General features: G+C 69.1%; 27 protein-coding genes and 1 tRNA gene. 18 read left to right on the top strand and 10 right to left on the bottom strand.

Annotation, left to right across the window (positions count from 1 at the left end; genetic code table 11):
* Positions 1-4 precede the first annotated feature (4 nt).
* The 5 genes from ABDJ40_RS08205 (at position 5) to ABDJ40_RS08185 (ending at position 3,820) form a co-directional block, all read left to right on the top strand.
* Positions 5-727: a GGDEF domain-containing protein gene (locus ABDJ40_RS08205; RefSeq protein ID WP_347608649.1), complete on the top strand. Its 723-nt coding sequence runs from the start codon at positions 5-7 to the stop codon at positions 725-727.
* Positions 724-1,527: a MinD/ParA family protein gene (locus ABDJ40_RS08200; protein WP_347608647.1), complete on the top strand. Its 804-nt coding sequence runs from the start codon at positions 724-726 to the stop codon at positions 1,525-1,527. Before ABDJ40_RS08205 ends, ABDJ40_RS08200 begins: the two co-directional genes overlap by 4 nt.
* Positions 1,528-1,562: 35 nt before the next feature.
* On the top strand, positions 1,563-1,973 hold the full coding sequence (locus tag ABDJ40_RS08195; protein WP_347608645.1) for a group II truncated hemoglobin: 411 nt from the start codon (positions 1,563-1,565) through the stop codon (positions 1,971-1,973).
* 232 nt (positions 1,974-2,205) lie between these two features.
* Complete coding sequence (locus tag ABDJ40_RS08190; protein WP_347608643.1) at positions 2,206-2,400, top strand: iron transporter; 195 nt, start codon at positions 2,206-2,208, stop codon at positions 2,398-2,400.
* A 1-nt stretch (position 2,401) separates the two neighbouring features.
* On the top strand, positions 2,402-3,820 hold the full coding sequence (locus tag ABDJ40_RS08185) for a carbohydrate porin (RefSeq protein WP_347608641.1): 1,419 nt from the start codon (positions 2,402-2,404) through the stop codon (positions 3,818-3,820).
* 261 nt (positions 3,821-4,081) lie between these two features.
* Here the strand turns inward: ABDJ40_RS08185 and ABDJ40_RS08180 are convergent, their stop codons facing one another.
* From ABDJ40_RS08180 to radC, 4 genes are all read right to left on the bottom strand, one after another.
* Entirely contained in the window at positions 4,082-4,717 is a 636-nt protein-coding gene (locus ABDJ40_RS08180) for a hypothetical protein (protein ID WP_347608639.1), read from the bottom strand.
* 275 nt (positions 4,718-4,992) lie between these two features.
* Positions 4,993-5,640, bottom strand: coding sequence for a hypothetical protein (locus tag ABDJ40_RS08175; RefSeq protein ID WP_347608637.1), 648 nt, complete (start codon positions 5,638-5,640; stop codon positions 4,993-4,995).
* A gap of 253 nt (positions 5,641-5,893) precedes the next feature.
* Positions 5,894-6,550, bottom strand: coding sequence for a Smr/MutS family protein (locus ABDJ40_RS08170; RefSeq protein ID WP_269629498.1), 657 nt, complete (start codon positions 6,548-6,550; stop codon positions 5,894-5,896).
* Between the two features lies 1 nt (position 6,551).
* A complete protein-coding gene (gene radC / locus ABDJ40_RS08165; protein ID WP_269629497.1) occupies positions 6,552-7,223 on the bottom strand; it encodes a RadC family protein in 672 nt (223 codons plus the stop codon).
* A gap of 150 nt (positions 7,224-7,373) precedes the next feature.
* On the opposite strand from radC, the gene ABDJ40_RS08160 reads away from it, so the two are divergent.
* The 8 genes from ABDJ40_RS08160 (at position 7,374) to ABDJ40_RS08125 (ending at position 14,058) form a co-directional block, all read left to right on the top strand.
* Positions 7,374-7,817, top strand: coding sequence for an FKBP-type peptidyl-prolyl cis-trans isomerase (locus tag ABDJ40_RS08160; protein ID WP_347608634.1), 444 nt, complete (start codon positions 7,374-7,376; stop codon positions 7,815-7,817).
* Positions 7,817-8,800 (top strand): 4-hydroxy-3-methylbut-2-enyl diphosphate reductase, encoded by a 984-nt coding sequence (gene ispH, locus ABDJ40_RS08155; RefSeq protein ID WP_347608632.1) that lies wholly within the window; start codon positions 7,817-7,819, stop codon positions 8,798-8,800. The genes ABDJ40_RS08160 and ispH overlap by 1 nt, the downstream gene beginning before the upstream one ends.
* A 102-nt stretch (positions 8,801-8,902) precedes the next feature.
* Positions 8,903-10,198, top strand: a complete 1,296-nt coding sequence (gene serS, locus ABDJ40_RS08150) for a serine--tRNA ligase (RefSeq protein WP_347608630.1) — start codon at positions 8,903-8,905, stop codon at positions 10,196-10,198.
* Between the two features lie 97 nt (positions 10,199-10,295).
* A tRNA-Ser gene (locus ABDJ40_RS08145) sits at positions 10,296-10,386 on the top strand.
* A 323-nt stretch (positions 10,387-10,709) separates the two neighbouring features.
* Positions 10,710-11,633 (top strand): hypothetical protein, encoded by a 924-nt coding sequence (locus ABDJ40_RS08140; protein WP_347608628.1) that lies wholly within the window; start codon positions 10,710-10,712, stop codon positions 11,631-11,633.
* A gap of 119 nt (positions 11,634-11,752) precedes the next feature.
* Entirely contained in the window at positions 11,753-12,019 is a 267-nt protein-coding gene (locus ABDJ40_RS08135; protein WP_347608626.1) for a hypothetical protein, read from the top strand.
* Between the two features lie 153 nt (positions 12,020-12,172).
* On the top strand, positions 12,173-13,246 hold the full coding sequence (locus tag ABDJ40_RS08130; protein WP_347608624.1) for a sensor histidine kinase: 1,074 nt from the start codon (positions 12,173-12,175) through the stop codon (positions 13,244-13,246).
* On the top strand, positions 13,243-14,058 hold the full coding sequence (locus ABDJ40_RS08125; protein ID WP_347608622.1) for a LytR/AlgR family response regulator transcription factor: 816 nt from the start codon (positions 13,243-13,245) through the stop codon (positions 14,056-14,058). Before ABDJ40_RS08130 ends, ABDJ40_RS08125 begins: the two co-directional genes overlap by 4 nt.
* 69 nt (positions 14,059-14,127) lie before the next feature.
* Here the strand turns inward: ABDJ40_RS08125 and ABDJ40_RS08120 are convergent, their stop codons facing one another.
* From ABDJ40_RS08120 to kynB, 6 genes are all read right to left on the bottom strand, one after another.
* On the bottom strand, positions 14,128-14,310 hold the full coding sequence (locus ABDJ40_RS08120) for a hypothetical protein (protein ID WP_269629487.1): 183 nt from the start codon (positions 14,308-14,310) through the stop codon (positions 14,128-14,130).
* 145 nt (positions 14,311-14,455) lie between these two features.
* Positions 14,456-16,264: an aminopeptidase P family protein gene (locus ABDJ40_RS08115; RefSeq protein ID WP_347608619.1), complete on the bottom strand. Its 1,809-nt coding sequence runs from the start codon at positions 16,262-16,264 to the stop codon at positions 14,456-14,458.
* Positions 16,265-16,495: 231 nt separating this feature from the next.
* Positions 16,496-16,663, bottom strand: coding sequence for a hypothetical protein (locus tag ABDJ40_RS08110; RefSeq protein WP_347608617.1), 168 nt, complete (start codon positions 16,661-16,663; stop codon positions 16,496-16,498).
* Positions 16,664-16,806: 143 nt separating this feature from the next.
* A complete protein-coding gene (gene kynA / locus ABDJ40_RS08105; RefSeq protein ID WP_347608615.1) occupies positions 16,807-17,670 on the bottom strand; it encodes a tryptophan 2,3-dioxygenase in 864 nt (287 codons plus the stop codon).
* On the bottom strand, positions 17,667-18,998 hold the full coding sequence (gene kynU, locus ABDJ40_RS08100; RefSeq protein ID WP_347608613.1) for a kynureninase: 1,332 nt from the start codon (positions 18,996-18,998) through the stop codon (positions 17,667-17,669). Before kynU ends, kynA begins: the two co-directional genes overlap by 4 nt.
* 13 nt (positions 18,999-19,011) lie before the next feature.
* Positions 19,012-19,635 carry an arylformamidase gene (kynB, locus tag ABDJ40_RS08095; protein ID WP_347608611.1) on the bottom strand — a complete coding sequence of 208 codons (624 nt, stop codon included), beginning with the start codon at positions 19,633-19,635 and terminating at the stop codon, positions 19,012-19,014.
* Positions 19,636-19,848: 213 nt separating this feature from the next.
* On the opposite strand from kynB, the gene ABDJ40_RS08090 reads away from it, so the two are divergent.
* The 5 genes from ABDJ40_RS08090 (at position 19,849) to ABDJ40_RS08070 (ending at position 25,753) form a co-directional block, all read left to right on the top strand.
* Positions 19,849-22,203, top strand: coding sequence for a bifunctional salicylyl-CoA 5-hydroxylase/oxidoreductase (locus ABDJ40_RS08090; protein ID WP_347608609.1), 2,355 nt, complete (start codon positions 19,849-19,851; stop codon positions 22,201-22,203).
* 2 nt (positions 22,204-22,205) lie between these two features.
* Positions 22,206-23,003: an SDR family NAD(P)-dependent oxidoreductase gene (locus ABDJ40_RS08085; RefSeq protein WP_347608607.1), complete on the top strand. Its 798-nt coding sequence runs from the start codon at positions 22,206-22,208 to the stop codon at positions 23,001-23,003.
* Positions 23,000-23,620, top strand: a complete 621-nt coding sequence (locus tag ABDJ40_RS08080; RefSeq protein ID WP_347608605.1) for a MarR family winged helix-turn-helix transcriptional regulator — start codon at positions 23,000-23,002, stop codon at positions 23,618-23,620. Before ABDJ40_RS08085 ends, ABDJ40_RS08080 begins: the two co-directional genes overlap by 4 nt.
* Positions 23,617-24,468, top strand: a complete 852-nt coding sequence (locus ABDJ40_RS08075) for an enoyl-CoA hydratase family protein (RefSeq protein ID WP_347608603.1) — start codon at positions 23,617-23,619, stop codon at positions 24,466-24,468. The genes ABDJ40_RS08080 and ABDJ40_RS08075 overlap by 4 nt, the downstream gene beginning before the upstream one ends.
* A gap of 112 nt (positions 24,469-24,580) precedes the next feature.
* Positions 24,581-25,753, top strand: coding sequence for an acyl-CoA dehydrogenase family protein (locus tag ABDJ40_RS08070; RefSeq protein WP_347608601.1), 1,173 nt, complete (start codon positions 24,581-24,583; stop codon positions 25,751-25,753).
* Positions 25,754-25,791 lie beyond the last annotated feature (38 nt).

The following is a 25,791-nucleotide window of genomic DNA, read 5'->3' as shown; positions in this document are numbered from 1 at the left end:
GCTCTTGCCATCCAGTCCATCCCGCCCTCACATCGACATCCAGGACCTCCGCCTGGAGCCCGCGCTGCAGCTGCTGCAGCAGGCCGGCGCCATGCTGCCCGACACCGAACCCCACAGCAGGGCTTGGCTGCAGGCCGTGCTGGATGCCCTGTGCGATCTCTCCAGCAAGGACGCCCTGACCCATCTGGACAACCGCCGCAGCTTCGAGATGGCGCTGTCGCGCGAGGTGGACCGGGTGGCCCGCTCCGGCGAGCCGGCCCTGCTGCTGGTGCTGGACATCGACCATTTCAAGTCGGTCAATGACACCTACGGTCATGCGGCTGGCGACCTGGTGATCCAGGCGGTGGCCAAGGCTCTCATGCAGACCGTGCGCCCCATGGACACCGTGGCCCGCGTGGGCGGCGAGGAGTTCGCCATCATCCTGCCTAACTGCCCGGCCACCTTTGGCGCCACCGTGGCGGAGCGCATCCGCGAGACCGTGGAGGCCCTGCCCATCCAGGTGACGCCGATGCAGTCCCTCAAGATCACCGTCAGCCTGGGCGGCGCCTTTGCGCCGCAATGGGTGCGTTCCTCGGCCCTGCTGTGGATGGAACGCGCCGACCGCCAGCTCTACCGCGCCAAGGCCGAAGGCCGCAACCGCGCCTGTCTGGAGGCCCAGCCGGACTCCCTGGTCAGCGCTGACGAAAAAAGCATGTTGTTTGCACTAACGCAACAGGAAAGCGAATGAGCACCACCCCAGCGCCTGCTGCATCTCCCACCCGGCCCAGCCGAGGCGGCGCCCGGACCCTGGCCGTCACCAGCGGCAAGGGGGGCGTCGGCAAGACCTTTGTGACTGCCAACCTCGCGGCCGCCCTCGCGGCCCGCGGCCTGCGTGTGCTGGTCCTTGACGCTGACCTGGGCCTGGCCAACCTCGACGTGGTGCTGAACCTGCATCCCAAGATCACCCTGCACGACGTCTTCACGGAGAAGGCCACGCTGGAACAGGCCATCCTGCCGGCTCCCGGCGGCTTTCACGTGCTGCTGGCGGGCTCGGGCATGGTCGAGTACTCGCGCCTGACGCCCGAGGTCCGCGAGAAGCTCCTGCACATCATCGAGCTGGTCAAGCCGCGCTTCGACTGGGTGCTGCTGGACACCGGTGCCGGCATCTCCGACGTCGTGCTCTATGCCGTGTCCCTGGCGACCGATGTGCTGGTCGTCGCCACGCCCGAGCCGACTTCCCTGACGGACGCCTATGCCACCATCAAGGTGCTGGTCACGCAGCAGGATCGCCGTCATGTGGGGCTGGTGCTCAACCAGGCCTCGCGACCCGGTGAGGGCAAGCTGATCTGCGGGCAGCTGCAGCAGGTGCTGCAGCGCTTCGTGGGCTCCCTGCCGGGCCAGGGCTTCAAGCTGGAGCTGCTGGGCGAGGTCAAGGCGGACCTGGCCGTGCGGCAGGCCGTGCTCAAGCGCCAACTGCTGCTGGAGCACTTCCCCGGCAGCGATGCCGCGCAGTCCATCAAAGCCCTGGCGACCCGCCTGCTGAGCTGAGGCCAGCAACGCTCCCGCGCTGCTAAGCTGGCGGCATGACTGATTCCGCTTCGAGCAAGGAGCCGCCCCGCAGCGCCTATGAGTGGGTGGGCGGCGAGGACGCCGTACGTGCCCTGGTCGACCGCTTCTACGACCTCATGGACCTGGAACCGGCCTATGCCGAGTTGCGGGCCGTGCATCCCACCGACATGTCCGGCTCGCGGGACAAGCTCTTCTGGTTCCTCTGCGGCTGGCTGGGCGGGCCGGACCATTTCGTCGAGCGCTTCGGCCACCCGCGCCTGCGGGCCCGGCACCTGCCGTTTCGCATCGGCATCCGCGAGCGCGACCAATGGGTGGCCTGCATGCGCCAGGCCATGGCCGAGCTGGCCCTGGACCCGGCCCTGCAGTCCCGCCTGGACGAGGCCTTCATGGGCACGGCGGACTGGATGCGCAATATCGGCGGCTGAGCGGGCACGGGCGCACTGACGCCTGCTTCTCGCCTGTCTGCCTGCGCACGGCGCTGCCGCTGCCGCTGCCGCTGCCGGGCGCCTCAGATCGCCAGCCGTACTTGCCGTACGTCGCCGTACGCGGCGTGCCTGCCGGGGCGGGCGGCGCGCCTGCGCAGCAAGCTTGATCTTGTTCAACTGAATGCGAGTGGTTCGCATTTACATTGCCTCCCACTTTCTCTCGGAGGCATGCATGACGTTCAATCGCCGCTGGCAGACCCAGGCCGCGGAAACGCCCATCGGCGTGCCGCAGAACCCGGCGGGCATGGACATCGCTGCCGTCTGCCTGCAGCCGGTGGACATGGCGCCCGAAGGGCCTGTCAGCAACGGCCCGCACCACGGCGACAGCGTCAAACTCCGCGGCCCCGGCAGGAAGGGCGGGTACTGAGATGCGCCGGACCCTGCATCCGCTGCTGGGCGCGGCCTTGCTGGGCCCGGTGCTGGCGTGCGCCCAGGCCGCCTTGCCCTTGCCGCCCGAGCTCCGGCATCTGCTGCAGCGCATGGAGCGCCTGGAGAGGGAGAACCAGCAGCTGCGCGAGCGGCTGGATGCCCTGGCCCCGGCGACGGACCCGCGGCTCCAGGCCCTGGAGGACGCCCGGCAGCAGACCGACAAGGCCCTGGCCACCGAACGCCTGAGCGAGCAGGAGCCCGAGCTCGTCACCGGGCTCAAGCCGGTGGAACGGCAGATCGAGGCGCTGGAGGGCGTCAGTGTGGCGGCCTCGCTGACGGGCGTGCTGCAGCGGGCGCCGGCGAGGTCTCGGGACGGCAGCAGCGCTCAGTCGCGGCTGAACTACCGGGGCGATGTCTCGGTGGGCGTGCCGGCCGGCCGGCTCAACGACATCGAGGGCCGCCTGTTCGTCCATGTGCGGCTGGGGCAGGGGGAGGGGCTCACGCTGCGCGACAGCCTGGCGGGCGGCACGAATGCCATCGTCTTCCAGACGCAGGCCGGCGCCTCGGACGCCTTCGCCAGCCTGGCCCAGGCCTGGTACCAACTGACCGTGCCCCTGCCGCGTGAGCATGGGCAGGCCCAGGACCGTGAGCAGCTGGAGATCACCGTGGGCAAGATGGACCCCTTCCTGTTCTTCGACCAGAACGCCATCGCAGACGACGAGACAGCGCGCTTCCAGAACAAGGTCTTCGTGCACAACCCTCTGCTGGACGCGGGGGGAGACATTGGCGGCGACGCTTACGGCTTCGCGCCGGGCCTGCGCCTTGCCTATGGCGCCTCGCCTGACCGGGCGACCGGCTGGAACGCCTCCCTGGGCGTGTTCGCCGCGGGCGAGGCGGCGGGCTTCGGCCGGGGCCTGGGCCGGCCGCTGCTGCTGGCCCAGCTGGACACCAGCCGGCGCCTGTGGGGCGGCCTGCCAGGCAACTATCGGGTCTACGCCTGGCGCAACGGCCAGGCCAGCGATCATGAGGGGCGCCCCGCCGCGCATGGGGGCTGGGGCGCCTCCCTGGACCAGCGCCTGGGCAATGACTGGACCGGCTTCCTGCGCTACGGCCACCAGCTGAAGGGCTCGCCGCGCGTGGACCGGGCGCTGACCCTGGGCCTGGAGCTCGACGGCCGGCGCTGGGGGCGCAGTGCCGACGGTCTGGGCCTGGCCGCCGCCTGGCTGCATGCTGCGCAGTCCTGGCGTCAGGCACAGACTTCTGGCGCGCAGGAACAGGTCTGTGAGCTGTTCTACCGCTATCAACTCAACGACAAGGTGCAGATCACACCGGACCTGCAATGGATACGTCGGCCGCTGGCCCAGGCCGGCAGCCCGTCCATCCGCGTCTGGGGCGTGCGGGCCCGGGTGGGGCTGTGATGCCCCGGCCGTTTCCTTGCGCTCTGCGGCGGCCGGGGGGCTGCTCATGGCCTCCGTGGTCGTCTGCCTGGCCTGGGTGGCCGAGAAGCTCGAGGCCGCGCGGCTATTGCATCCCATCGGCCTCGCCACCTGGAGCGGCGCTGGTCGGCGGGGTTGTTGTTGCTGGCCTGCCTGCTGCTGGTCTGCCTGCAGCTGGTGGACGGCCTCTGGTGGCGCCACTTTCGGCAAGCCTGGCGCACCGGGGCAGGGTCTGCCCGCGGGTCAACGGACGATCTTGAAGACGAACTCCTGCTCGAAGCCCTGATTGCCCCGGCACTGGTAGGCGCCCAGCGCGGACTGCACCGAGTCCAGCAAGGCGCGGCGAGTGCGGGCGTCCATGCCGCCGGTGCTGCTGAGCACCTTCACGTCCGCCACATGGCCGGCCTGCAGCCGGGCGTGGATGCGGAACATGGCCTGGCCTTCCCAGTTCACGGCCGGCACGGCCGGCGGGGCCATCACGCTGCAGAGTGCCTCCGGTCGGGCGGCCTCGGACGTCGGGGCGCCGTCCTCCGAAGGCATGGCCGGGTGGCTTCCCTGCGTGAGCGCCGGGCTGGCATCGGCCTCGACCGCCACCGTGATGGGCGAGGGGAGCGACTTGTCGATCTGGATCTCCGGCGCGGGGATGACCGGCGTTTCCGGCGGCGTGAACTCAGGCTTGGCGATCTCGAGCTTGGGCTGCACGAGCTTCTCGGGCTCCACCACCTCGTCGACCCATACCGTGGGGGGGACGACCTTCTTGACGATGTCACGGGCCAGGCCCGAGGACAGTCCCCAGATGATGAGGACGTGGATCAGGATCACCAGGACCAGGCTTCGCAGCCCTCGACGGGGCAGCTGCAGGGCAGGGGTGCTGTTCATGGGCAGGCCTCCTCTGTGAATGCGGCTTGGGCACCACGGGGTGACACCGTCTCGAGAATCGCCAGCCAGTGCCGGGACGACTCCCTCGGCGCACGACGCGAGTCCAGACTAGTGAGGCGGCGGCGGGCCTGTCAATGCGGCTCAATGGCGGCGTCAGGGGCTTGCCCCAGGAGAGACGGCCAAGGGAGTGACAGCTTGGTTCAGATGGATACGTCTGCTCACCGGGAAGCAGGGGCGCAGCCACGCCCCTGCCGTCTCGAGGCAGCGCCTCTAACTCATTGGATGTTGAAGACGAACTCCTGCTCGAAGGCCTGGTTGCCGCGGCACTGGTAGGCGCCCAGGGCCGCCTGCACCGCGCTCTGCAGCGCACGGCGGGTGCGCGCGTCCATGCCGCCGGCCAGGCTCAGGAATTGCACCTCGGCCACGCGGCCGCCTACCAGGCGGGCCTGGACCGTCAGTGAGGCGCGTCCGCTCCAGTTCACGGCCGGCACCTCGGGCATGGCCATCACATCGCACACGGCCTCAGCGCGCAGCGGACCGCTCGTGGGCGGGGTGACGACCTGGGTCTGGCCGTTCTCCACGGGTCTGCTGCCGCTGCCCGGCCTGACGTCGCTGGGCGTGGACGTGGCCTCGGTGACGCCCGTGATGGTGGGCTGGGTCTGCTCGATGGGGATGTCCCGCAGCGGGATCAGATCAGGCTTGACGGCATCGAAGACCGGCTTGGGAGGCTCCAGGGGTGGGGGCTCCAGCTTGACGGTCTTCTCCGGCTTGTCGATGAACACTGCGGGCGGCTGTTCCTTCTTCGTGAAATGGGTGCTCAGGCCGGAGGCCAGCCCCCAGATGATCAAGGCATGGGTCAGGACGACCAGGCCGATGCCTTTGACACTCCTCTTCGGGAGTTGCAGGGTGTGCAAGTCGCTCATGTGCGGTCCTCTCAGGAATGGGGTCAATGAGAACTACACGGTGGCACCGTCCCGGGCGCTTGCCTGGCGGGCCGCCGGGAAACCTCCCGTCGGTGCATGCCGCCGGGCCAGACTAACGAGGGTGCTGAGTGGACGTCAATGGGCGGTGTTGTGGATGACCGTCCTGGCGTTCGACTGTGGTCCGACATCGACAGTTGGCCAGCCTTGCAAGCTGGCGTTCAGCATGGGCCGGGATGCTGGGCGGGTTTGGCCCTCAGCAGCCGTTGAGCAGCACCATCAGGGCCCCCGCGCCGCCGTCGCTGGGGCGGGCCTGCACGAAGGCCAGCACCTCCTGCTTCTGCACCAGCCAGCGCCTCACCCGGGTCTTTAGCACCGGCTCCCGGCCGGGCGATCCGTTGCCTTTGCCATGCACCACCCGCACGCAACGCATGCCGCGGCGCGCGCTGTCATGGATGAAGCCGCCCAGGGCTTCGCGCGCCTGGTCTCGCCGCAGGCCATGGAGGTCAATCTGCGCCTGCAGGGCCCAGTGGCCTCGACGCAGCTTGCGCACCACCTCCAGGCTGACTTCGGGGCGGCGGAAGGACAGGGTCTCGTCGGTTTCCAGCAGGGACTCGACGTCGAAGTCGTCCGACAGGGCCTGGCGCAGCACGGCCTGTTCGTCGAGCTCGCGCTGGCGAGGCTCGGGGAGGGGTGGGGCGGCACTCAGGAGCACGCGGCCGGTGTCGGGCAGCTGGGTGACGGGGCCGACGCTCAGCTCGAACAGCCGTGCCTCGCGCTCCATCAGGCGCCGCTGTGCGGCCTCGCGCTCCAGGCGGACTTCTTCCTCACGCTGACGGCGCTGCAGCTCCTTGTGCAGCTGGCCCAGGTCCTGGAGGCTTTGCAGCGCGGGGGTGGCGGGCTTGCGGCTCATGTCAGATCAGGCCCCGTTCGGCCATGGAGACCGACTGCCCGGGCGCCACGACGAAGTGGTCCAGCACCCGCACGTCTACCAGGGCCAGGGCCTTGATGAGCTGCTGGGTCAGCAGTGCGTCGGACTTGGACGGTTCCGCCACGCCCGAAGGGTGGTTGTGCGCCAGGATCAGCGCCGCCGCGCCCAGGGCCAGGGCACGCTTGGCGACCTCGCGGGGGTAGACGTTGGCCTGGGTGAGGGTGCCGTGAAAGAGGACTTCCATGCGGATGAGGCGGTGCTGGGCATCAAGGAACAGCACGGCAAAGGCTTCGTGGTCGAGGTGGGCCAGCTGCAGCTGCAGATAGGAGCGCACCGCATGGGGGGCCTCGAAGCTGGAGCTGCGCTGCAGCCGGGATTGAAGGGTACGGTCCGCGATCTCGAGGACGGCGGCCAGTTCGGCGCGCCGGGCCGGCCCGAGGCCCTTGACGGACTTGAGGGCCTGGGCGTCGGCGTGCATGAGCCCGGCCAGGCCGCCGAAGCGGTCCAGAAGCTCCTGGGACAGGCTCAGCACGGGCTTGCCCTTGAGCCCGGTGCCCAGCAGCAGGGCCAGCAGTTCGGCATCGGCGAGGGCCGAGGCGCCGCGGGCCAGCAGCTTCTCGCGGGGCCGGGCGGCGGCGGGGAGTTCATGCAGCATGGGAGCAGAAGAAGCAGCGTGGCACCAGGCGCGGCGAGCTTGCGCTGGACCAAGGAATTGAAAGGAATGTGGGTTCGGCCGGGCTCGCATTGTCGTCCAGCCTAAAATCCGCCACAGCGACAAAGAGACCGGCCTGGGCGCCGGGACAGCATGAACCTCATCCAACAAGGGTCCTTTTTAACCCTGCACTACCGTCTGGCCGGTCCTGACGGTGCCGACATTGTCAACACCTTTGACGACAAGCCTGCCACCCTGTCCCTGGGCGCCGGCCAGTTGGCGCCGGCCATCGAGGCCCGCCTGATCGGCCTGGCCGAGGGCACGCACACCCGTTTCGAGCTGGCTGCCGGCGAGGCCTTTGGCGAACGCAACCCGGAGATGCTGCAGCGCGTGAAGCGCGCCCTCCTGGACGAGCTGGGCGATCCCGACCAGACCTACTCGGTGGGCGATGTGATCGAGTTCCCGACGCCGGACGGCACGGGCAGCTACGCCGGCCTGGTGCGCGAGCTCGGCGAGGACTGGCTGCTGTTCGACTTCAACCACCCGCTGGCCGGCCAGCCGGTGAGCTTCGAAGTCCAGATCATCGGGGTGCTGTGATGAGCGAGCAGGCCCTGCAATCCCTGGGAGAAGTTCTGCTGGCCGAGCCCCGCGGCTTCTGTGCCGGCGTGGACCGCGCGATCGAGATCGTCGAGCGCGCCCTGCAGAAGTTCGGCGCACCCATCTATGTGCGCCACGAGATCGTGCACAACACCTTCGTGGTCAACGACCTCAAGGCCAAGGGCGCGATCTTCATCGAGGACCTGGCGGACGTGCCGCCGGGCGCCACCCTGATCTTCAGCGCCCATGGCGTGAGCCAGGCGGTGCGCCAGGAGGCGGCCCAGCGCGGCTTCCAGGTCTATGACGCTACCTGCCCGCTGGTCACCAAGGTGCATGTGGAGGTGGCCAAGCTGCATCGCGAGGGCTATGAGTTCATCATGATCGGCCACAAGGGGCACCCCGAGGTCGAAGGCACCATGGGCCAGCTCAGCGATGGCATCTACCTCGTGGAAGAGGTGGCGGACGTGCCCCATGTGCGCGTGAAGGACCCCGCCCGCCTGGCCGTGGTCACCCAGACCACGCTCAGCGTGGACGACGCCGCCGAGATCCTCGCCGCCGTGAAGCGGCACTTCCCGCAGGTCCGCGAGCCCAAGAAGCAGGACATCTGCTACGCCACCCAGAACCGCCAGGATGCCGTCAAGCTGCTGGCGCCGCAGGTGGACGTGGTGATCGTGGTGGGCAGCCCCACCAGTTCCAACAGCAACCGCCTGCGCGAGCTCGCCGAGCGCCTGGGCACGCCGGCCTATATGGTCGATGGCGCCGAGGACCTGCAGGCCGCCTGGTTCGAAGGCCGCCAGTGCGTGGGCCTCACGGCGGGCGCCTCGGCCCCTGACGTGCTGGTGCAGGCCGTCATCGCCCGCCTGCGCGCGTTGGGTGCCACCACCGTGCGCAGCCTGCCGGGCGTGGAGGAGCATGTGCGCTTCCCGCTGCCCCTGGGCCTGGGCGACAAGTCCATGGCCGAGCACGCCGCGTCCCGATCTTGACGCTGGCCGCTCCCTGACGGCCACACGGCCCCTTTTTCGCCCGGGCGCGCCTGAGTCGGCCGGCCCGCTGCCTAGAATTCCCTCCCTGAGACGAGGACCCCCATGCTTGACCTGACCCTGCTGCGCAAGGACCTGGACGCCGTGATCGCGCGTCTGCAGACCCGCAAGAATCCCCAGACCTTCCTGGATGTCGAACGCTTCAAGGCCCTGGAGGCCGAGCGCAAGGCTGTGCAAACCCGCACCGAAGAGCTGCAGGCACGCCGCAATGCGCTGTCCAAGCAGATCGGCATGAAGAAGGGCAAGGGCGAGGACGCCTCGGCCGAGATGGCGGAAGTCGGCGGCATCGGCGACGAGCAGAAGGCCGGCGCCGAGCGCCTGGACGCCATCCAGCAGGAGCTGCACGCCATGCTGATGAGCGTGCCCAACCTGCCGCATGAGTCGGTGCCCGCGGGCGCCGATGAATCGGGCAATGTCGAGGTGCGCCGCTGGGGCACGCCCAAGACCTTCGACTTCGAGCTGAAGGACCACGTGGACCTGGGCGCTCCCCTGGGCCTGGACTTCGAGACCGGCGCCAAGCTCAGCGGCTCGCGCTTCACCTTCCTGAAGGGCCCGGCGGCCCGTCTGCACCGCGCGCTGGCGCAGTTCATGCTGGACGTGCAGACCGCAGAGCACGGCTACACCGAGTGCTACACGCCCTACATCGTCAACCGCGAGGTGCTGGAGGGGACCGGCCAGCTGCCCAAGTTCAAGGAAGACATGTTCTGGGTGCTGCGCGGCGGTGACGACGAAGCGGCGGAGCAGTACCTGATCTCCACTTCGGAGATCTCGCTGACCAACACCGTGCGCGAGCAGGTGCTGGATGCGGCCCAGCTGCCCATCAAGCTGACGGCCCACAGCCCCTGCTTCCGCTCGGAGGCGGGCAGTGCAGGGCGCGACACCCGCGGCCTGATCCGCCAGCATCAGTTCGACAAGGTCGAGATGGTGCAGATCGTCCATCCCGAGAAGAGCTACGAGGCCCTGGACGAAATGGTGGGCCATGCCGAGGCCATCCTGCAGAAGCTGGGTCTGCCTTACCGCGTGATGAGCCTGTGCACGGGCGACATGGGCTTTGGCGCAGCCAAGACCTTCGACTTGGAAGTCTGGGTGCCGGCGCAGGGCGTGTACCGCGAGATCAGCTCCTGCTCGAACTGCGAGGCCTTCCAGGCGCGCCGCATGCAGGCCCGCTTCAAGAATGCCCAGGGCAAGAACGAGCTGGTGCACACGCTCAACGGCTCCGGCCTGGCCGTCGGCCGCACCCTGGTGGCCGTGCTGGAGAACTACCAGAACGCCGACGGCAGCATCACCGTGCCGGAAGCGCTGCGCCCCTATCTGGGCGGCTTGGCCCTGCTGAAGGCCTGAACTTTTTTCGCCTGCCCGGCTGAAATTGCTTGGTGGGTCGGAAAATGTCGCTATACTAGCGGGCTTACTCGCAAACAACCACGCGAGCACCGAATCAGGAGAGGTGGCAGAGTGGTTGAATGTACCTGACTCGAAATCAGGCGTACGGTATCCCCGTACCGGGGGTTCGAATCCCCCCCTCTCCGCCAGATGCCTTGTGAATCAAGGACCTAGAAGCCGGCCCAGCGCCGGCTTCTTTGCTTTGTGGCCAGCATTTCCGAAATCCGGTTCCGTCAATGATGATGGCCCTTGCTGCCATGCGGCCGCGGGCAGCAAGGGCAGGGCAAGAACGGCGGAAGCGGCGGAAAGCGTATGCCCCGGCGCACCGGGTCTACGGCAATCGTGGCAGCGGTCTTCTGCGCGTCTGGCGTGCAAAACTTGTGTCCTGGTGGGCGTTTGCGCGGGCCCGCTTTGTGGTGCAAGGGACTGTCATCCTCTATCGTCCCTGGGATCTCCCTGCCAGGCGCGCCCGATGGCCTTGAAGTTGTTGTTGCTGCTCGCCCTGGCGTGGCCCGGGCTGCTGTGCCAGGCGGCGGAGCCTCTTGCTGCGCCGGTGGCGGGCAGGGCGTCGAACGGATCGCCGGAGCGGCTGGTCTGGGCGGGGGCGCCCTATGCTCCCATGGTCATCCGGGAAGGATCGCTGCGCGGGCGCGGCTATGTGGACCGCATGCTGGCCGAAGTGCTGCAGCCCGGCCTGCCGCCGTACCGCCACGAGACCCTGCATGTGTCGCCCGCACGCCTGGACCGCGAGCTGCGGGAATCGGATCAGGCGGTCTGCAGCCCGGCCTTCAGCCGCACGGCCTCGCGCATGACGCGCTATGCCTTCACCTCGGCCATCTTCCGCTTCCTGCCCGTGGGCGTGGTCATGCGCAGAGACCATGCGCTGGCGCCGGCACCGCGCATCGACCCGCAGCCGCTGTCCCTGCAGGGGCTGCTGGACCGAGGGGTGCGCCTGGGCCTCGTGGGCTATCGAGCCCATGGCGGGATGGTGGATCTCATGCTGGGTGCCCATGCGGCCCAGGTGCAGCGCTTCGTGCTGAACACCTCCAACCAGTCCGTGCTGGCCATGCTGGCCCGCGCGCATGCCATGGACGCCACCCTGGTCTACGAATTCGAGCTCAGCTACTTCGTGGCCCTGCAGCCCGAGCTCGGCGAGCAGCTGGCCTGGTGGCCGCTGGAGGAGCTGGACGAATCCCAGCTGTCCTACATCGCCTGCTCCGCCAGCCCGGCCGGGCGGCGCGCCGTGCAGGCCATTGATCGCCTGCTGGCGCAGCCCGGAGTGCGCGAACGGCTGCAGGCCCTCTATGAGCAATGGCTGGACGAGGGCAGCCGAAGGCGCCTCAAGGAGTTGCGTCTGCGCATGGGGTCGCTGTTCTGGCGGGATCCGCGGGACTGAGGGGGGCTGGTCTGGCTTATCCCTCCTTCGGGGGCCCCCTAAAGAGTCCCCCTGCTCGCCCCTGCCCGGGAGGACAGTGGGGACTGCGGCCTGAAGCCTGGGCCGCGATGGAGCTGGTCATGCATTTCAAGGAAGTCGACTGCGGGAACTACCGGATCTTCGCTGGCGCCATCGAGCGCACGCGAGCCTACGGCTATGTGGCCGCCGTGGTGGTGATGCGCCTGGAGCAGGGGCGGCCGCAGCACGAAGTTTTCAGGGACGAGAACATGGCGGGTGGCTACGGCTGGCCCTCCCCGGCGGAAGCCCTGCGCCACGCGGTGCGCGAAGGGCAGCGGGCCGTGAGCAGCCGGGCACTGCAGAGACCCTACGGCGCCGTGACGGCCTGAGCACGCCAGACACATCCAGACACCCCTGGGCGCCCCTGGCGCGGGCAAGCGTATTTCAGGCTTGCCATACCGTCGCTCATCGCCTCCTTGGGGCTGGCGCCTTGGTGAGGGCGCGACGGGCGGCTATCGTCTCGCTCCATGCAATCGGAGAAGATGCCCAGCCCGCCCGTGCCCAGCCATGCTGAAGCCCGGCGCGCCTTCTTTGCCGAGCTGAATCCGCGCCGAGTCGGGGTCGCCCTGGCCCTGGGCGCCGTGGCCGCCGGCTTCCTCAATTCCATTTTCATCACGCCTTTTCCGGTCCTGCTGGGCCGGACGCTGTTCGTCGCCATCCTGGCGCTGATCGCCTTTCTTGCGGCCGGGCAATGGCCCAGGCGCCTGCCACGCTGGATCGAGCGCTGGCTGCTGCAGGTGATGGTCGTGGTGCTGGCGGTGCCAGTGGGCACGGCCATCGTCTACCTGGCCGCGGTGGGCGGGGATGTCGACCGGCTGCTGCAGAGCGAGGGCCGCATCCTGGGCTTCCAGTGGATCGTGGGTTCGGGGCTGCTGCTGGGGCCCCTGATCGCACTGGGCGCGCTGTACCGCCAGCGTGACGCCGAGGCGCGCTCCCAGGCCTTGCGCTTCGAGCTGGAGCGCAGCGAGCTGGAGCGCCGCGCGCTGGATGTCCGCCTGCGACTGCTGCAGGCGCAGATCGAACCCCACTTCCTCTTCAATACGCTTGCCAATGTGCGCGCGCTGGTGGAGACGGGCTCGCCGCAGGCCGCGCCGGTGCTGCACAGCCTGATCGCCTATCTGCGTGCGGCCATGCCCCGGCTGCACGATGAGCTGGCCACGCTGGGCGATGAGCTGGGGCTGGTGCGCGCCTACCTGGACCTCATGCACCTGCGCATGCCCGACCGCCTGCAGTTCAGCATCGAGGTGCCCGCCCCGCTGCACAGCCTGCGCTTCCCACCCATGGCCCTGCTGACCCTGGTGGAGAACGCCGTGCGCCATGGCATCGACCCCAGCGAGGACGGCGGCCGCATCGTGATCAGCGGCGAGCACCAGGGGGCACGCGTGGTGCTGGGAGTCACGGATACCGGCGTGGGCCTGGCGCAGTCCATGGGCACGGGCACGGGCCTGCGCAATCTGCGCGAGCGCCTGCAAGTGTTCTACGGACCCTCGGCCTCGCTGGATTTGGCAGAGAATCAACCGCACGGCCTGCGTGCCCAGATCCAGTTCAGCCCATGATTGCCGCCACTGCCCTGATTGCCGACGACGAACCCCTGCTGCGCGAAAGTCTCAGCCGGGCCCTGCTGCAGCACTGGCCCGAGCTGACGGTGGTGGCCACCGCCCGCAACGGGCGCGAGGCGGTGGAGCTCTTCGAGATCCACACGCCGGACGTCGTCTTCCTGGATGTGCACATGCCCGGCGTCAATGGCGTCGAGGCGGCGCGCCAGATCGGCCGCCGCGCGCAGCTGGTCTTTGTCACTGCCTACGAGCAGTACGCGGTGCAGGCCTTCGAGCAGGGGGCCCTGGACTATGTCGTCAAGCCGGTCGACCCGGCGCGCCTGGGTGACACCGTTGAGCGCCTCCAGGAGCGCCTGCGGCAGCAGCGCGCGGGTCAGTCGCCTGTGGCGGCCGGACTGGAGTCCATGATCGAGCAACTGGCCCAGCGCCTGGCGCAGGAGGGCAGCCTGCCAGTGACCGCCCCGCGCGCCGCACCCGCCGCCAGCGGCTATCTGCAGTGGATCCGCGCCTCGGTGGGCAGCACGCTGCGCCTCATCCCGGTCGAGCAGATCCTCTTCATGCGCTCCGACGAGAAGTACACCCTGGTGGTCTGGGAGGAGGGCGAGGCCTTGATCCGCACGCCCATCCGCGAGTTGATCGAGCAGCTCGATCCCCAGAACTTCGTACAGGTGCACCGCTCGGTGGTGGTCAATCTGCACGCGATCAGCCACGTGACGCGCGGCCCCAATGAAACCGCGGACCTGCACCTGAAGAAGCGCAGCGAGGTCTTGCCGGTCAGTCGCAGCTACCTGCACCTGTTCCGGCAGATGTGAGCCCGGCGGATCACGTCACGTGACGCCGTCCGGCAAGCCTCGCTAGCCCCGATGCGGGCGGGGGGCGTCTCAGCGCGGCGCGGACTTGCCGTCCACCACCACGGTCTCGAGCCGCCAGACCACGGGTGTCTTGCCTTCCGGCGTGAAGAAGAGGGCGTCGACGACGCCGACCAGCGCCATCAGCAACAGGACCACCAGTAGTGCCGTGTGCAGGCCGCTGTCGGAGAACTCATGCAGGGACTTGCTGGTCATGATGCGCTCCCGCCCTGCGGTGCAAGGGGCAGGGCTGACCCGACTGTAGGCCATGGCCGGATTCGCTTCCAGTGAAGGCCTGGCGGGCGCATGAAAAACGCGACCCGGAGGTCGCGTCGTCCGGGACCGGAGGCGGTCGCCCGGGTCAGATCGCCTCGGTGCGGGTCATCAGCCAGGCCAGGGCCGGGCCCTGCACCAGGGGGCTGAGGCGGCGGCGCACTTCGGCGTGGTAGCGGTTGAGCCAGCCGGTCTCCTCGGCCGTCAGCAGGCTGGGCTCGATGCAGCGGGTGTCGATGGGGCACAGCGTCAGCGTCTCGAAGGCCAGCATCTCGCCGAAGGCACCGTTCTCCGGCGTGGCCTGGGGCACGTTGAGCACCAGGTTTTCGATGCGCACACCCCACTGGCCGGGGCGGTACACGCCCGGCTCGATGGAGGTGATCATGCCCACCTCCATCGCCATGTTCGGGTCCGGCAGGGCCTTGGAGATGTTCTGCGGACCCTCGTGCACGTTCATGAAATAGCCCACGCCGTGGCCGGTGCCATGGCCGTAGTCCAGACCGTGCGTCCACATCGGCGCGCGGGCGATGGCATCCAGCATGGGGCCCAGGGTGCCTCGGGGGAACACGGCGCGGGACAGCGCGATCGTGCTCTTGAGCACCAGGGTGTAGTCCCGCTTCTGCGCGGCGCTGACCTCGCCAATGGGCCAGACGCGCGTGATGTCGGTGGTGCCGCCGAGGTACTGGCCGCCGGAGTCGATCAGCAGCAGACCCTTGCCCTCGATCACCGCATGGGCGGCGGGCGTGGCACGGTAGTGGGGCAGGGCGCCGTTGGCATTGAAGCCGGCGATGGTGGAGAAGCTCAGGCCCACGAAGCCGGGGCGCTTGGCGCGCTCGGCGCTGAGGCGTTCGTCGATGGTGAGCTCGGTGATGCGCTCGCGTCCCAGGGCCTGCTCGAACCAGGCATAGAACTCGCACATGGCCGCGCCATCCTGCTCCATGCACTCGCGAACGAAGGCGGCTTCGGCCTCAGTCTTGCGGCTCTTGAAAAGGGTGCTGGGATTGATGGCCTCGACCACGGCGCAGCCGGCGGGCACGGCCTCGCGCAGGCCCAGGGTCACGCGGCGGGGGTCCATCAGCACCACCGCGCCGGCCGGAAGCCCGCGCAGGGCCGCGCCGGCTTCCTCGTAGCGGCGCAGCTGCACGCCGTCCGCGGCGAGTCGGGCGGCGATGTCGGCGGGGATCTTGCCTTCGGCGATGAAGATCGTGGCCTGGGTGCTGTCCAGCAGGGCGTGGGCGATGAAGACGGGATTGCACTCGACGTCGCTGCCACGCAGGTTGAAGAGCCAGGCCACGTCGTCGACGCTGGAGATGAAGTGGTGGCTGGCGCCATGGCGGGCCATGGCGGCGCGCACATCGGCCAGCTTGGCGGCGCGGCTCACCGTGGCCTGAGGCGCCAGGTGCTCGTAGACCGGTGCGGCGGGCAGCCCCGGGCGGCTGTCCCAGACGGCCTGAACGATGTCGCGGCCAGTGGCCACCTGGATGCCCTTGGCACCCAGCACGGCGCGCAGCTGGTGTGCCAGGCCCAGGCCCAGCACCTGGCCGTCCACGGCCAGCGTCTGCCCGGCCTGGAGGGCGCTGCCGATCCAGTGCATGAAATCGGGAGACACGGCGCTCATCACCTTGACCAGCTCGATGCCGGAGCCGGCCAGCTCAACCTCGGCCTGTGTCCAGTAACGGCTGTCGGCGAAGAGAGCGGCGCGGTCCAGGCCGATGACCAGGGTGGCGACCGAACCCGTGAAGCCCGACAGCCACTGGCGGGCCTGCCAGCGTTCCGGGAGGTATTCGGAAAGATGCGGATCGGCCGAGGGCACCAGCAGGGCGTGGGCGCCGGCAGCGCGGAGCTCGTCTCGAACGCGCGCGATGCGCAGGCTGATCTCGGAAGTGCGGGTGTCCATGGCTGTCTCCGGAGGCTGGATCGGCGTCATGGGCCGATCCTGGATGGCGCGGGTAGGTCGTCGGCGGCGCGCAGGTCGTGCACGTCGCGCAAGCCAAGCATTCTAGAGATATGCCAGCGTCCGGCTGTTCGTCAGGGGTGAACCGCCCTTCGTATCTGCAGGAAGCGGCCGGAATGCGCACAGGACAGGCCGGCCGGCAGGGCGGCGGCGGGAGGGCGCCCGGTCGGGATGTCAGCCCCGGGCAGTCTGGAACGTGGGGCCGTCGCAAGGGGTGACCGCCGCGGCAGACGCGACCGCCGGGGCCGGTCCGGCTTCGGCGCGCGTGGGGGCCAGGCCGCTCAGGAGGCCGGCCAGGGTGCAGGCGGCGCTGATCAGCAGGGACAGGGTCTTGGCATTCATGGTGCGTTCCTCCTTAGGGGATGAACGTACTGTGCCGGGGCCCGCTCGAGCCCGCCGGTCCGGTGCGGCGAATGGCGGGCTGGGCGGCTCGGTGGCAGGCCAGGGCGGTGAACGGCGCCCCGGCCCCGGGGCGAACGCCAGAGTCAGAGCTCGGTGCGCAGGGCCCACAGCTCGGGGAAGAGCACGGTGTCCAGCATCTTGCGCAGATAGCTCACCCCGCCCGTGCCGCCCGTGCCGCGCTTGAAGCCGATCACCCGCTCCACCGTGGTGACGTGGCGGAAGCGCCAGAGGCGGAAGGCGTCCTCCATGTCGACCAGCTCCTCGCCCATCTGGTAAAGGTCCCAGTGCGCCTTGGGGTCGCGGTAGACCTGCAGCCAGGCCGCCTTGACGGCCTCGCTGGCGGCATAGGGCTGGGTCCAGTCGCGATCGGTGTGGCTGGCGGGGACGTCGATGCCGCGGCGGGCCATCAGGCGCAACACCTCGTCGTACAGCGAGGGCGCCTTGAACGCCTGCTCCACGTCGGCCAGCAGGTCCGGCCGGTGCGCATGGGGGCGCAGCATGGCGGCGTTCTTGTTGCCCATCAGGAATTCGATCTGACGGTACTGCCAGCTCTGGAATCCGCTGCTGTTGGACAGATACGGCCGGATGGCCGTGTACTCGGGCGGCGTCATGGTGGCCAGGACGTCCCAGGCATTGACCAGCTGCTCCATCACCCGCTCGACGCGAGTCAGCATCTTGAACACCGCGGGCAGTTCATCGCGCTTCAGGTGCTCCACCGCCGCATGCAGCTCATGCAGCATCAGCTTCATCCACAGCTCGGAGGTCTGGTGCTGGACGATGAAGAGCATCTCGTCGTGCTCGGGCGACAGCGGATGCTGCGCCGACAGGACCTGGTCGAGCTTCAGGTAATCGCCATAGCTCATGTCAGCGGAGAAGTCGAGCTGGGCGCCTTCTTCCTGGACGACAGCTTCGCCGCGGGGGCCGGCGGAGTGGTAAGGGCAGGTCATGTCACAGAGGCCTTCGAATTGAATTGGGGTTGTCGCCATTCGCTTGTTTCAAGCACCTGACGCAGGTGCTCGACGGCGTCGAAGACGTCCGTGAAGCGGAGGTAAAGAGGGGTGAAGCCGAAGCGCAGGATGTGAGGCGTGGCCTCGAGCTGCTTCGGGTCTCCGGCTCTGAAATCGCCAACTACACCGCGCGAGATGAGAGCTTGGACGACAGCATAACCTGCTTCTTGCAGGGGGGATTCCAGCCGGAGGCAGACCTGGCTGCCGCGATGGGCGGCATCGCGGGGCGAGGCCAGGCGCACGCCCAGGTCGCGGAACCCGCCCTGGGCCCCTGCTGCCTTGATGCCGCAGCGCGTCTCGACCAATTCGATGAAGAGCTCGGTCAGCGCGATGGACTTGCGGCGCAGGGCCGGCATGCCGCCCAGGGGCTCGCTGGCCAGGAAGACGTCGACGCCGCATTCCAGTGCGGCCATGGAGAGAATGGCCGGCGTGCCGCAGATGTAGCGGCCGATGCCCGGCGCCGGCGTGTAGTTGGGCGTGAACTGGAAGGGCGCCGCATGGCCCAGCCAGCCCGACAGCGGCTGCCAGAAGCGGTCCACTTGGCGGGGGTGGGCCCACACGAAGGCCGGGGCGCCGGGGCCGCCGTTGAGGTACTTGTAGCCGCAGCCGATGGCGAAGTCGGCGTCTGCGCCTTTGAGGTCCACCGGCACGGCGCCGGCCGAGTGGGCCAGGTCCCAGATCACCAGCGCACCGGCGGCATGGGCCAGGCGGGTGAGGCCTGCCATGTCGTGCTTGTAGCCGCTGCGGTAGTTGACCTCGGTGAGCATCAGCACGGCCAGCTCGGCGTTGATCAGGCCGGGCAGCTCGTCCACATGGTCGAAGAGCTTCAGCGTGTAGCCGTGCTGGGCGGCCAGGCTCTCGGCGATGTAGAGGTCCGTCGGAAAGTTGCTGCGTTCCGAAAGGATCACGCGACGCTCCGGATGGTCCTCGCCGGCGATGCGCAGGGCGGCGGCCAGCACCTTGTAGAGGTTCAGGGAGGTGGAGTCCGCCACCACGACCTCGTCCTCGCCCGCGCCGATCAGCCAGGCGATCTTGTTGCCGATGCGCCGGGGCAGGTCCATCCAGCCGGCGGTGTTCCAGCTCTTGATGAGGTCCGTGCCCCACTCCTGGCGGATCACCTGCTGCACCCGCGCCTCGGTGGCGGCGGGCAGCACGCCCAGGGAGTTGCCGTCCAGGTAGATCACGCCCTCCGGCAGCACGAAGTGCTCACGCAGGGGGCGCAGGGCATCGGCGGCGTCCAGGGCCTGGCAGTCTTGTCTTTGCTTCATCAAGAGAGCTCCTTCAGAGTTCGCGCAGCACGGCGCGCACGGGTGAGGCACAGGCGCCGGCCAGCTTCAGGGGCAGGGCCAGCAATTCATAGTCGCCCGCAGGCACCTCGTCCAGCACCAGGTTCTCCAGCACGCGCAGGTTGACGCGCAGCAGCTGCTGGTGGCTGTCCAGGGACTTGCTGGTGGCAGGGTCCACGCTGGGGGTGTCCAGGCCGATCAGGCGCACGCCGCGTGCGGCCAGCCAGGCCACGGTTTCCGGTGCGTAGGCCGTGAAGTCCTCGCGCCAGGCGGTGTCCGCCCGTTCGCAGGTGCGCACCAGCACGCGGGCGGGCAGGCCCTCGGCGGCATGGGCGACATGCTCGACGCGGATCAGCGGCCCGCAGCCGATGGCATGGATCACCCGGCAGGGGCCCAGGTAGGCGTCCAGGTCCACCGAGGCGATGTCCGCCGCCTCGTTGGCGTAGTGCAGCGGCGCGTCCGCATGGGCGCCCACATGGGGCGACATGGTCAGCGCGCTGAGGTTCACCGGGCACTGGGGCGAGAGCCGCGCGGTCCATTGCAGGCGGTAGGGCTCGTCGCCGGGGAAGATGGGTGCGTCAGGGTGCACCAGGGGGGAGATGTCCCAAAGCTTTTTCATGGGCGTCTTTCGTCAACGGCGCGCACCTTAAGGGGCTTTGCAGGGGCGTGGTGTCGGTTAATTCCAACAAGGCTTGCGTGGCGATGCGAAGCGGGTCCGCAGTCGTCAGGCGCCCGGGAATGTCCGTAGTCTGGCACATTCCAAAAATAATTGACACCTAAACTATCGATGCCTAAAGTGCGTCGCAGACCAGCTTGAAAGGCGAGGGACATCATGCGCATCACCTGCATCGGCGGCGGCCCCGCGGGCCTCTATTTCGCCCTCCTGATGAAGAAGCAGGACCCGTCCCATCAGGTGCGGGTGCTGGAGCGCAACAAGCCGGGTGACACCTTCGGCTGGGGCGTGGTCTTCTCGGATCAGACCCTGGCCGGCCTGCGCGAGGCCGACCCGCAGACGGCCGAGGAGATCCTCACCGCCTTCAACCACTGGGACGACATCGACGTCCACATCGGCGGCCGCACGATGCGCTCCATCGGCCACGGCTTCTGCGGCATCGGCCGCAAGAAGCTGCTGAACATCCTGCAGGCACGCTGCGAGCAGCTGGGCGTGGAGCTGGTCTACGAACATGAGCAGCCGGACGACGAAGGCATTGACGCCGACCTGATCATTGCCAGCGACGGCCTCAACAGCCGCATCCGCAGCAAGTACGCCGCCACCTACCAGCCAGACATCGACCTGCGCCAGTGCCGCTTCGTCTGGCTGGGCACCGAGAAGCTCTTCGACGCCTTCACCTTCGACTTTCAGAAGACTGAATGGGGCTGGTTCCAGGCCCATGCCTACCAGTTCGACGGCACGCACAGCACTTTCATCGTCGAGGCGCCTGACAGCGTCTGGCAGGCCGCGGGCCTGGACCGCATGGAGAAGGAGGAGGGCATCGCCTTCTGCGAGAAGCTCTTTGCCAAGGTGCTGGATGGCAAGACGCTGATCTCCAATGCCTCTCACCTGCGCGGCTCGGCGCAGTGGATCCGCTTCCCGCGCGTGGTGTGCAGGACCTGGGTGCACCGCCGCGCCGACGGCGTGCCGGTCGTGCTGATGGGCGATGCAGCGCACACCGCGCACTTCTCCATCGGCTCGGGTACCAAGCTGGCCCTGGAAGACGCCATCGCGCTGGCCCGCGACATCGGCGAGGCGAAGGGCGCGCTGGAACCGGCCCTGGCGGCCTACCAGGCGAGCCGCTCCATCGAGGTCCTGCGCATCCAGAACGCCGCGCGCAACAGCACCGAGTGGTTCGAGAACATCGAGCGCCATGCCCAACTGCCGCCCGAGCAGTTCGCCTATTCCCTGCTGACCCGCTCACAGCGCATTTCGCACGAGAACCTGCGCCTGCGCGATGCGGCCTATGTCGGCGGCTACGAGGCCTGGCTGGCCGAGCGATCTGGCCTGCCGAAGCAGGCCGTGCCGCCCATGTTCACGCCCTTCACCTTGCGCGGCCTGACGCTGAAGAACCGCGTGGTGGTCTCACCCATGGCGCAGTACAGCTGCGAGGCCGGCCTGCCGGGCGAGCATCACCTGGTGCACCTCGGCGCGCGCGCCATGGGCGGCGCCGGCCTGGTCTTCGCCGAGATGACGGCGCCCAGCGAGGACGGCCGCATCACGCCCGGCTGCCCGGGTCTCTACACCAACGAGCAGCAGTCGGCCTGGACCCGGATCGTCCGCTACATCCACACACACAGCAGCGCCAAGGTGGCGATGCAGCTGGGCCACGCCGGCGCGAAGGGCGCCACGCGCCTGGCCTGGGACGGCATCGACCAGCCGCTGCAGGAGGGCGCCTGGCCGCTGATCTCGGCCTCGCCGCAGCAGTACCTGGAGGGCGTCAGCGCCTGGTCACGCGCCATGACGCGCGACGACATGAACCGCGTCCGCGAGGACTTCATCTCCTCGGCCCGGCGCGCCGCCGCAGCCGGCTTCGACTGGCTGGAACTGCATTGCGCGCACGGCTATCTGTTGTCCAGCTTCATTTCGCCGCTGACCAACAGGCGCACAGACGCATACGGCGGCTCGCTGCAGAACCGCCTGCGCTTCCCGCTGGAGGTGTTCACCGCCTTGCGCGAGGTCTGGCCGCAGGACCGGCCCCTGTCCGTGCGCATCTCCGCGCATGACTGGGTGGAGGGCGGCATCACGCCGGAGGATGCGGTGCAGATCGCCGCGGCCTTCAAGGCGGCGGGGGCCGACCTGATCGATGTGTCCTCGGGTCAGGTCAGCAAGGCCGAGAAGCCGGTCTACGGCCGCATGTGGCAGACGCCCTTCTCGGAGAGCATCCGCAACCGCGTGGGCATCGCCACCATCGCGGTGGGCGCCATCAGCGAGGCGGACCACGTCAACAGCATCATCGCCGCCGGCCGTGCGGATCTCTGCGCCGTGGCCCGCCCGCACCTCGCCAATCCAGCCTGGACCCTGCATGAAGCCGCGAAGATCGGCTACACGGCCGGCCCGGGCCTGGACTGGCCCAGGCCCTATCTCTCGGGCAAGGGCCAGCTGGAGAAGGAGCACGAACGCCAGCGAGCCCAGGCGGCACAGGGCGCCGGGCTGTCCGCGCTGGAGCAGGCCAACCGGGCGATGGGAGTCTGATCATGGCAGCGTCGAAGGTCCTGGACCTGCATGAACGCCACGCCGTGGTGACCGGCGGCGGCAGCGGCATCGGCCTGGCGATCGCCCGGCAGCTGCTCGCCGCGGGCGCCCGCGTGACCCTGATGGGTCGCGACGGCAGCCGCCTGGCCGCCGCGGCGCAAGACCTGACCCCGCCCGCGCTGGAGCGCCTGCACACCGAGGTCTGCGACGTGGGCGAGGAAGCGAGCGTGCAGTCGGCCTTCGCCCAGGCCGTCGAGCGCATGGGCGCCGTGGACATCCTGGTCAACAACGCCGGCCAGGTTGAGACCGCACCGCTGACCCGCACCAGCCTGGCCCAGTTCCAGCAGATGCTGCAGGTCAACCTCACCGGTACCTTTCTGTGCAGCCGCGAGGTGCTGCCTGCCATGCTGGCGGCGCGCCAGGGGCGCATCATCAACGTGGCCAGCACCGCGGCACTGAAGGGCTACGCCTATGTCGCGGCCTACTGTGCGGCCAAGCACGGTGTGCTGGGCCTGACGCGGGCGCTGGCGGCCGAGGTGGCGCGCAAGGGCGTCACCGTCAACGCCGTCTGCCCCGGCTATACCGAGACGGAAATCGTGCAGCGCGCCGTCGAGAACATCGTCGCGAAGACCGGGCGCAGCGCAGACGAGGCCCGTGCCGAGCTGGCGGCGGCCAATCCGCAGGGGCGCCTGATCCAGCCGGACGAGGTCGCCCTGCAGGTGCTGATGCTGGCCAGCCCGGCCGCCGTCGGCATCAACGGCCAGGCCCTGGCCATTGACGGCGGCGAGTGCGTGACATGAGCCGGCCGCACCACGACGCACCGGCCGAGGCGCTGCCGTCCGAGCAGGCCGGCGAGGCCGCGCTGCTGGGTCCGGACCTCGAGTCCCGCGTGGTCGACGACGACCACCAGGCGCTCAAGCTCTGGCTCCGTCTGCTGGCCTGCACCACACGCGTCGAGGACCAGATCCGCAACCGCCTGCGCCAGCAGTTCGACACCACCTTGCCCCGCTTCGACCTGCTGGCCCAGCTGGAACGCCATCCGGAGGGGCTCAGCATGCGCGAGCTCTCGCAGCGGCTGATGGTGACGGGGGGCAATGTCACCGGCGTGGTGGACCAGCTGGAGGCCGAATCCCTGGTACAACGCCAGCCCCATGCCAGCGACCGCCGCTCCTTCACCGTGACCCTCACGCCCACCGGCCGCCGCCTCTTCCGCCGCATGGCGGCCACGCACGAAGCCTGGGTGGTGGAGCTGCTGGGTGGCTGGAATGCCGCGCAGAAGGGCGAGGTCTACAGTCTGCTGGCCCATCTGAAACTCCATCTGGCGGGGCTCGATCAGGCCCGGCCTTCAGGCAAGGCAGGCAAGCCAGCCAAGGCATCCGCCGCGAGTCCGGCCCCGCGCCGCAAAGGAAGTCCATGAGCAAACCCATCAGTTCCCATCTGGCCAACGGCAACAAGATCAGCCTGGCCGGTTTCACGCCCCAGCACTTCCGCTGGGAGCAGCGCGGCGCCGTCGGCCTGGTCACGCTGAACCGGCCCGAGCGCAAGAACCCGCTGACCTTCGACTCCTACGCCGAGCTGCGCGACCTCTTCCGCAACCTCAGCTACGTGGACGAGATCAAGGCCATCGTGGTGCAGGGCGCGGGCGAGAACTTCTGCTCCGGCGGCGATGTCCACGAGATCATCGGCCCGCTGACCCAGATGAGCATGCCCGACCTGCTCGCCTTCACCCGCATGACGGGCGATCTGGTCAAGGCCATGCGGGCCTGCCCGCAGCCGGTGTTCGCGGCCATCGACGGTGCCTGTGCCGGCGCGGGCGCCATCATGGCGATGGCCTCGGACCTGCGCGTGGCCACGGCCCGTTCCAAGACGGCCTTCCTCTTCACTCGCGTCGGCCTGGCCGGCTGCGACATGGGCGCCTGCGCCATCCTGCCGCGCATCGTGGGCCAGGGCCGTGCCTCGGACCTGCTCTACAGCGGCCGTTCGCTGGGCGGCGAGGAGGGCCTGCAGTGGGGCTTCCACAACCGCCTGGTCGAGCCCGACGACCTGCTGGAGCACACCCTGGCCTGGGCGGCCGAGATCGCCACCGGCCCCAGCTTCGGCCATGCGATGACCAAGCGCATGCTGCATCAGGAATGGAGCATGGGCGTGGACGAGGCCATCGAGGCCGAGGCCCAGGCGCAGGCCATCTGCATGATGACGCAGGACTTCCATCGCGCCTATCACGCCTTCGTGGCCAAGCAGCGACCCGTCTTCGAAGGTGACTAGGACCACCCCGTACCGGCCTCGCCGGCCCCCTCAAGGGGGCGAGGGCGAGGGCCCGGCAAGGCCGGATCCCCGCCCTCCACGCGGTGGGCTGCTGACTGCAGAGGATTGCACGATGAATGAGAGACATGCGGCGTTGAGGCATCTGGCCTGGCCCTTTTTCGAAGAGCGGCATCGGGTGCTGGCCGTGGCGCTGGAGGCCTGGTGCAGCGAGCATCTGCACCCCGGGCATGGGGCGGATGTCGATGCCGAATGCCGGGCGCTCGTGAAGGCGCTGGGGCAGGGCGGCTGGCTGCGACATGCGGTGGCGGGCACGGCCCTGGGCGGCGCGGCGGAGGTGATCGACACGCGATCCATCTGCCTGCTGCGGGAGACGCTGGCGCGGCATCACGGCCTCGCGGACTTCGCGTTTGCGATGCAGGGCCTGGGCAGCGGGGCGATCTCGCTGGCAGGGACGGACGCGCAGCGGGCACGCTACCTGCCACGCGTCGCCTCAGGTGAAGCGCTGGCCGCATTTGCGCTATCTGAACCCGAGGCTGGATCCGATGTGGCGGCCATGCAGTGCAGCGCCATGGCCGATGGCGACGACTACGTGATCAACGGCGAGAAAACCTGGATCTCCAACGGCGGCATCGCCGACTTCTACGTGCTCTTCGCACGCACCGGCGAGGCGCCGGGTGCGCGGGGCATCTCGGCCTTCGTCGTCGATGCGGGGCTGCCGGGCTTCGAGATCGCCGAGCGCATCGAGGTGATCGCGCCGCATCCGCTGGCCCGCCTGCGCTTCACGAACTGCCGCGTGCCGCGCAGCCAGATGATCGGGGCGCCCGGCGAGGGCTTCAAGATCGCGATGCGGACGCTGGACGTGTTCCGCACCTCGGTGGCCGCCGCCGCGCTGGGCTTTGCCCGCCGCGCGCTGCAGGAAGGCCTGAGCCAGGCGCAGTCCCGGCCCATGTTCGGCGGCCATCTGGCCGACCTGCCGCTTGCGCAGGCCAAGCTGGCGGACATGGCTTGCGGCGTGGACAGCTCGGCCCTGCTGGTCTACCGCGCCGCGTGGCAGCGCGACCAGGGTCAGGCCATCACCCGCGAGGCCGCCATGGCCAAGCTGATGGCCACCGAGACGGCGCAGCAGGTCATCGATGCTGCGCTGCAGCTGCACGGCGGGCGCGGCGTGCGCAGCGGGGAGATCGTCGAGTCCCTGTATCGCGAGATCCGTGCCCTGCGCATCTACGAAGGCGCCAGCGAGGTGCAGCAGCTGATCATCGGGCGGGACCTGCTCAAGAACGGCTGATCAGGCACCCGCCCCGCCCACGATTCCGGACGACCACA

It is taken from the genome of Roseateles flavus (genome assembly GCF_039872765.1).
GTDB lineage: Bacteria > Pseudomonadota > Gammaproteobacteria > Burkholderiales > Burkholderiaceae_C > Roseateles_B > Roseateles_B flavus.
This window is presented reverse-complemented; position numbering and strand designations above follow the sequence as displayed.

Bases quoted from the DNA above. Each gene is read 5' to 3' on its own strand.
- ABDJ40_RS08135 (WP_347608626.1), top strand. From the start codon at position 11,753: ATGCATTTCAAGGAAGTCGACTGCGGGAACTACCGGATCTTCGCTGGC.
- ABDJ40_RS08160 (WP_347608634.1), top strand. From the start codon at position 7,374: ATGAACCTCATCCAACAAGGGTCCTTTTTAACCCTGCACTACCGTCTG.
- ABDJ40_RS08140 (WP_347608628.1), top strand. From the start codon at position 10,710: ATGGCCTTGAAGTTGTTGTTGCTGCTCGCCCTGGCGTGGCCCGGGCTG.
- kynU (WP_347608613.1), bottom strand. From the start codon at position 18,998: ATGAAGCAAAGACAAGACTGCCAGGCCCTGGACGCCGCCGATGCCCTG.
- ABDJ40_RS08200 (WP_347608647.1), top strand. From the start codon at position 724: ATGAGCACCACCCCAGCGCCTGCTGCATCTCCCACCCGGCCCAGCCGA.
- ispH (WP_347608632.1), top strand. From the start codon at position 7,817: ATGAGCGAGCAGGCCCTGCAATCCCTGGGAGAAGTTCTGCTGGCCGAG.
- ABDJ40_RS08075 (WP_347608603.1), top strand. From the start codon at position 23,617: ATGAGCAAACCCATCAGTTCCCATCTGGCCAACGGCAACAAGATCAGC.
- serS (WP_347608630.1), top strand. From the start codon at position 8,903: ATGCTTGACCTGACCCTGCTGCGCAAGGACCTGGACGCCGTGATCGCG.
- ABDJ40_RS08110 (WP_347608617.1), bottom strand. From the start codon at position 16,663: ATGAATGCCAAGACCCTGTCCCTGCTGATCAGCGCCGCCTGCACCCTG.
- ABDJ40_RS08175 (WP_347608637.1), bottom strand. From the start codon at position 5,640: ATGAGCGACTTGCACACCCTGCAACTCCCGAAGAGGAGTGTCAAAGGC.
- ABDJ40_RS08115 (WP_347608619.1), bottom strand. From the start codon at position 16,264: ATGGACACCCGCACTTCCGAGATCAGCCTGCGCATCGCGCGCGTTCGA.
- ABDJ40_RS08080 (WP_347608605.1), top strand. From the start codon at position 23,000: ATGAGCCGGCCGCACCACGACGCACCGGCCGAGGCGCTGCCGTCCGAG.
- ABDJ40_RS08185 (WP_347608641.1), top strand. From the start codon at position 2,402: ATGCGCCGGACCCTGCATCCGCTGCTGGGCGCGGCCTTGCTGGGCCCG.
- radC (WP_269629497.1), bottom strand. From the start codon at position 7,223: ATGCTGCATGAACTCCCCGCCGCCGCCCGGCCCCGCGAGAAGCTGCTG.
- ABDJ40_RS08070 (WP_347608601.1), top strand. From the start codon at position 24,581: ATGAATGAGAGACATGCGGCGTTGAGGCATCTGGCCTGGCCCTTTTTC.
- ABDJ40_RS08180 (WP_347608639.1), bottom strand. From the start codon at position 4,717: ATGAACAGCACCCCTGCCCTGCAGCTGCCCCGTCGAGGGCTGCGAAGC.
- ABDJ40_RS08170 (WP_269629498.1), bottom strand. From the start codon at position 6,550: ATGAGCCGCAAGCCCGCCACCCCCGCGCTGCAAAGCCTCCAGGACCTG.
- kynB (WP_347608611.1), bottom strand. From the start codon at position 19,635: ATGAAAAAGCTTTGGGACATCTCCCCCCTGGTGCACCCTGACGCACCC.
- ABDJ40_RS08120 (WP_269629487.1), bottom strand. From the start codon at position 14,310: ATGACCAGCAAGTCCCTGCATGAGTTCTCCGACAGCGGCCTGCACACG.
- ABDJ40_RS08085 (WP_347608607.1), top strand. From the start codon at position 22,206: ATGGCAGCGTCGAAGGTCCTGGACCTGCATGAACGCCACGCCGTGGTG.
- ABDJ40_RS08090 (WP_347608609.1), top strand. From the start codon at position 19,849: ATGCGCATCACCTGCATCGGCGGCGGCCCCGCGGGCCTCTATTTCGCC.
- kynA (WP_347608615.1), bottom strand. From the start codon at position 17,670: ATGACCTGCCCTTACCACTCCGCCGGCCCCCGCGGCGAAGCTGTCGTC.
- ABDJ40_RS08195 (WP_347608645.1), top strand. From the start codon at position 1,563: ATGACTGATTCCGCTTCGAGCAAGGAGCCGCCCCGCAGCGCCTATGAG.
- ABDJ40_RS08130 (WP_347608624.1), top strand. From the start codon at position 12,173: ATGCCCAGCCCGCCCGTGCCCAGCCATGCTGAAGCCCGGCGCGCCTTC.
- ABDJ40_RS08190 (WP_347608643.1), top strand. From the start codon at position 2,206: ATGACGTTCAATCGCCGCTGGCAGACCCAGGCCGCGGAAACGCCCATC.
- ABDJ40_RS08125 (WP_347608622.1), top strand. From the start codon at position 13,243: ATGATTGCCGCCACTGCCCTGATTGCCGACGACGAACCCCTGCTGCGC.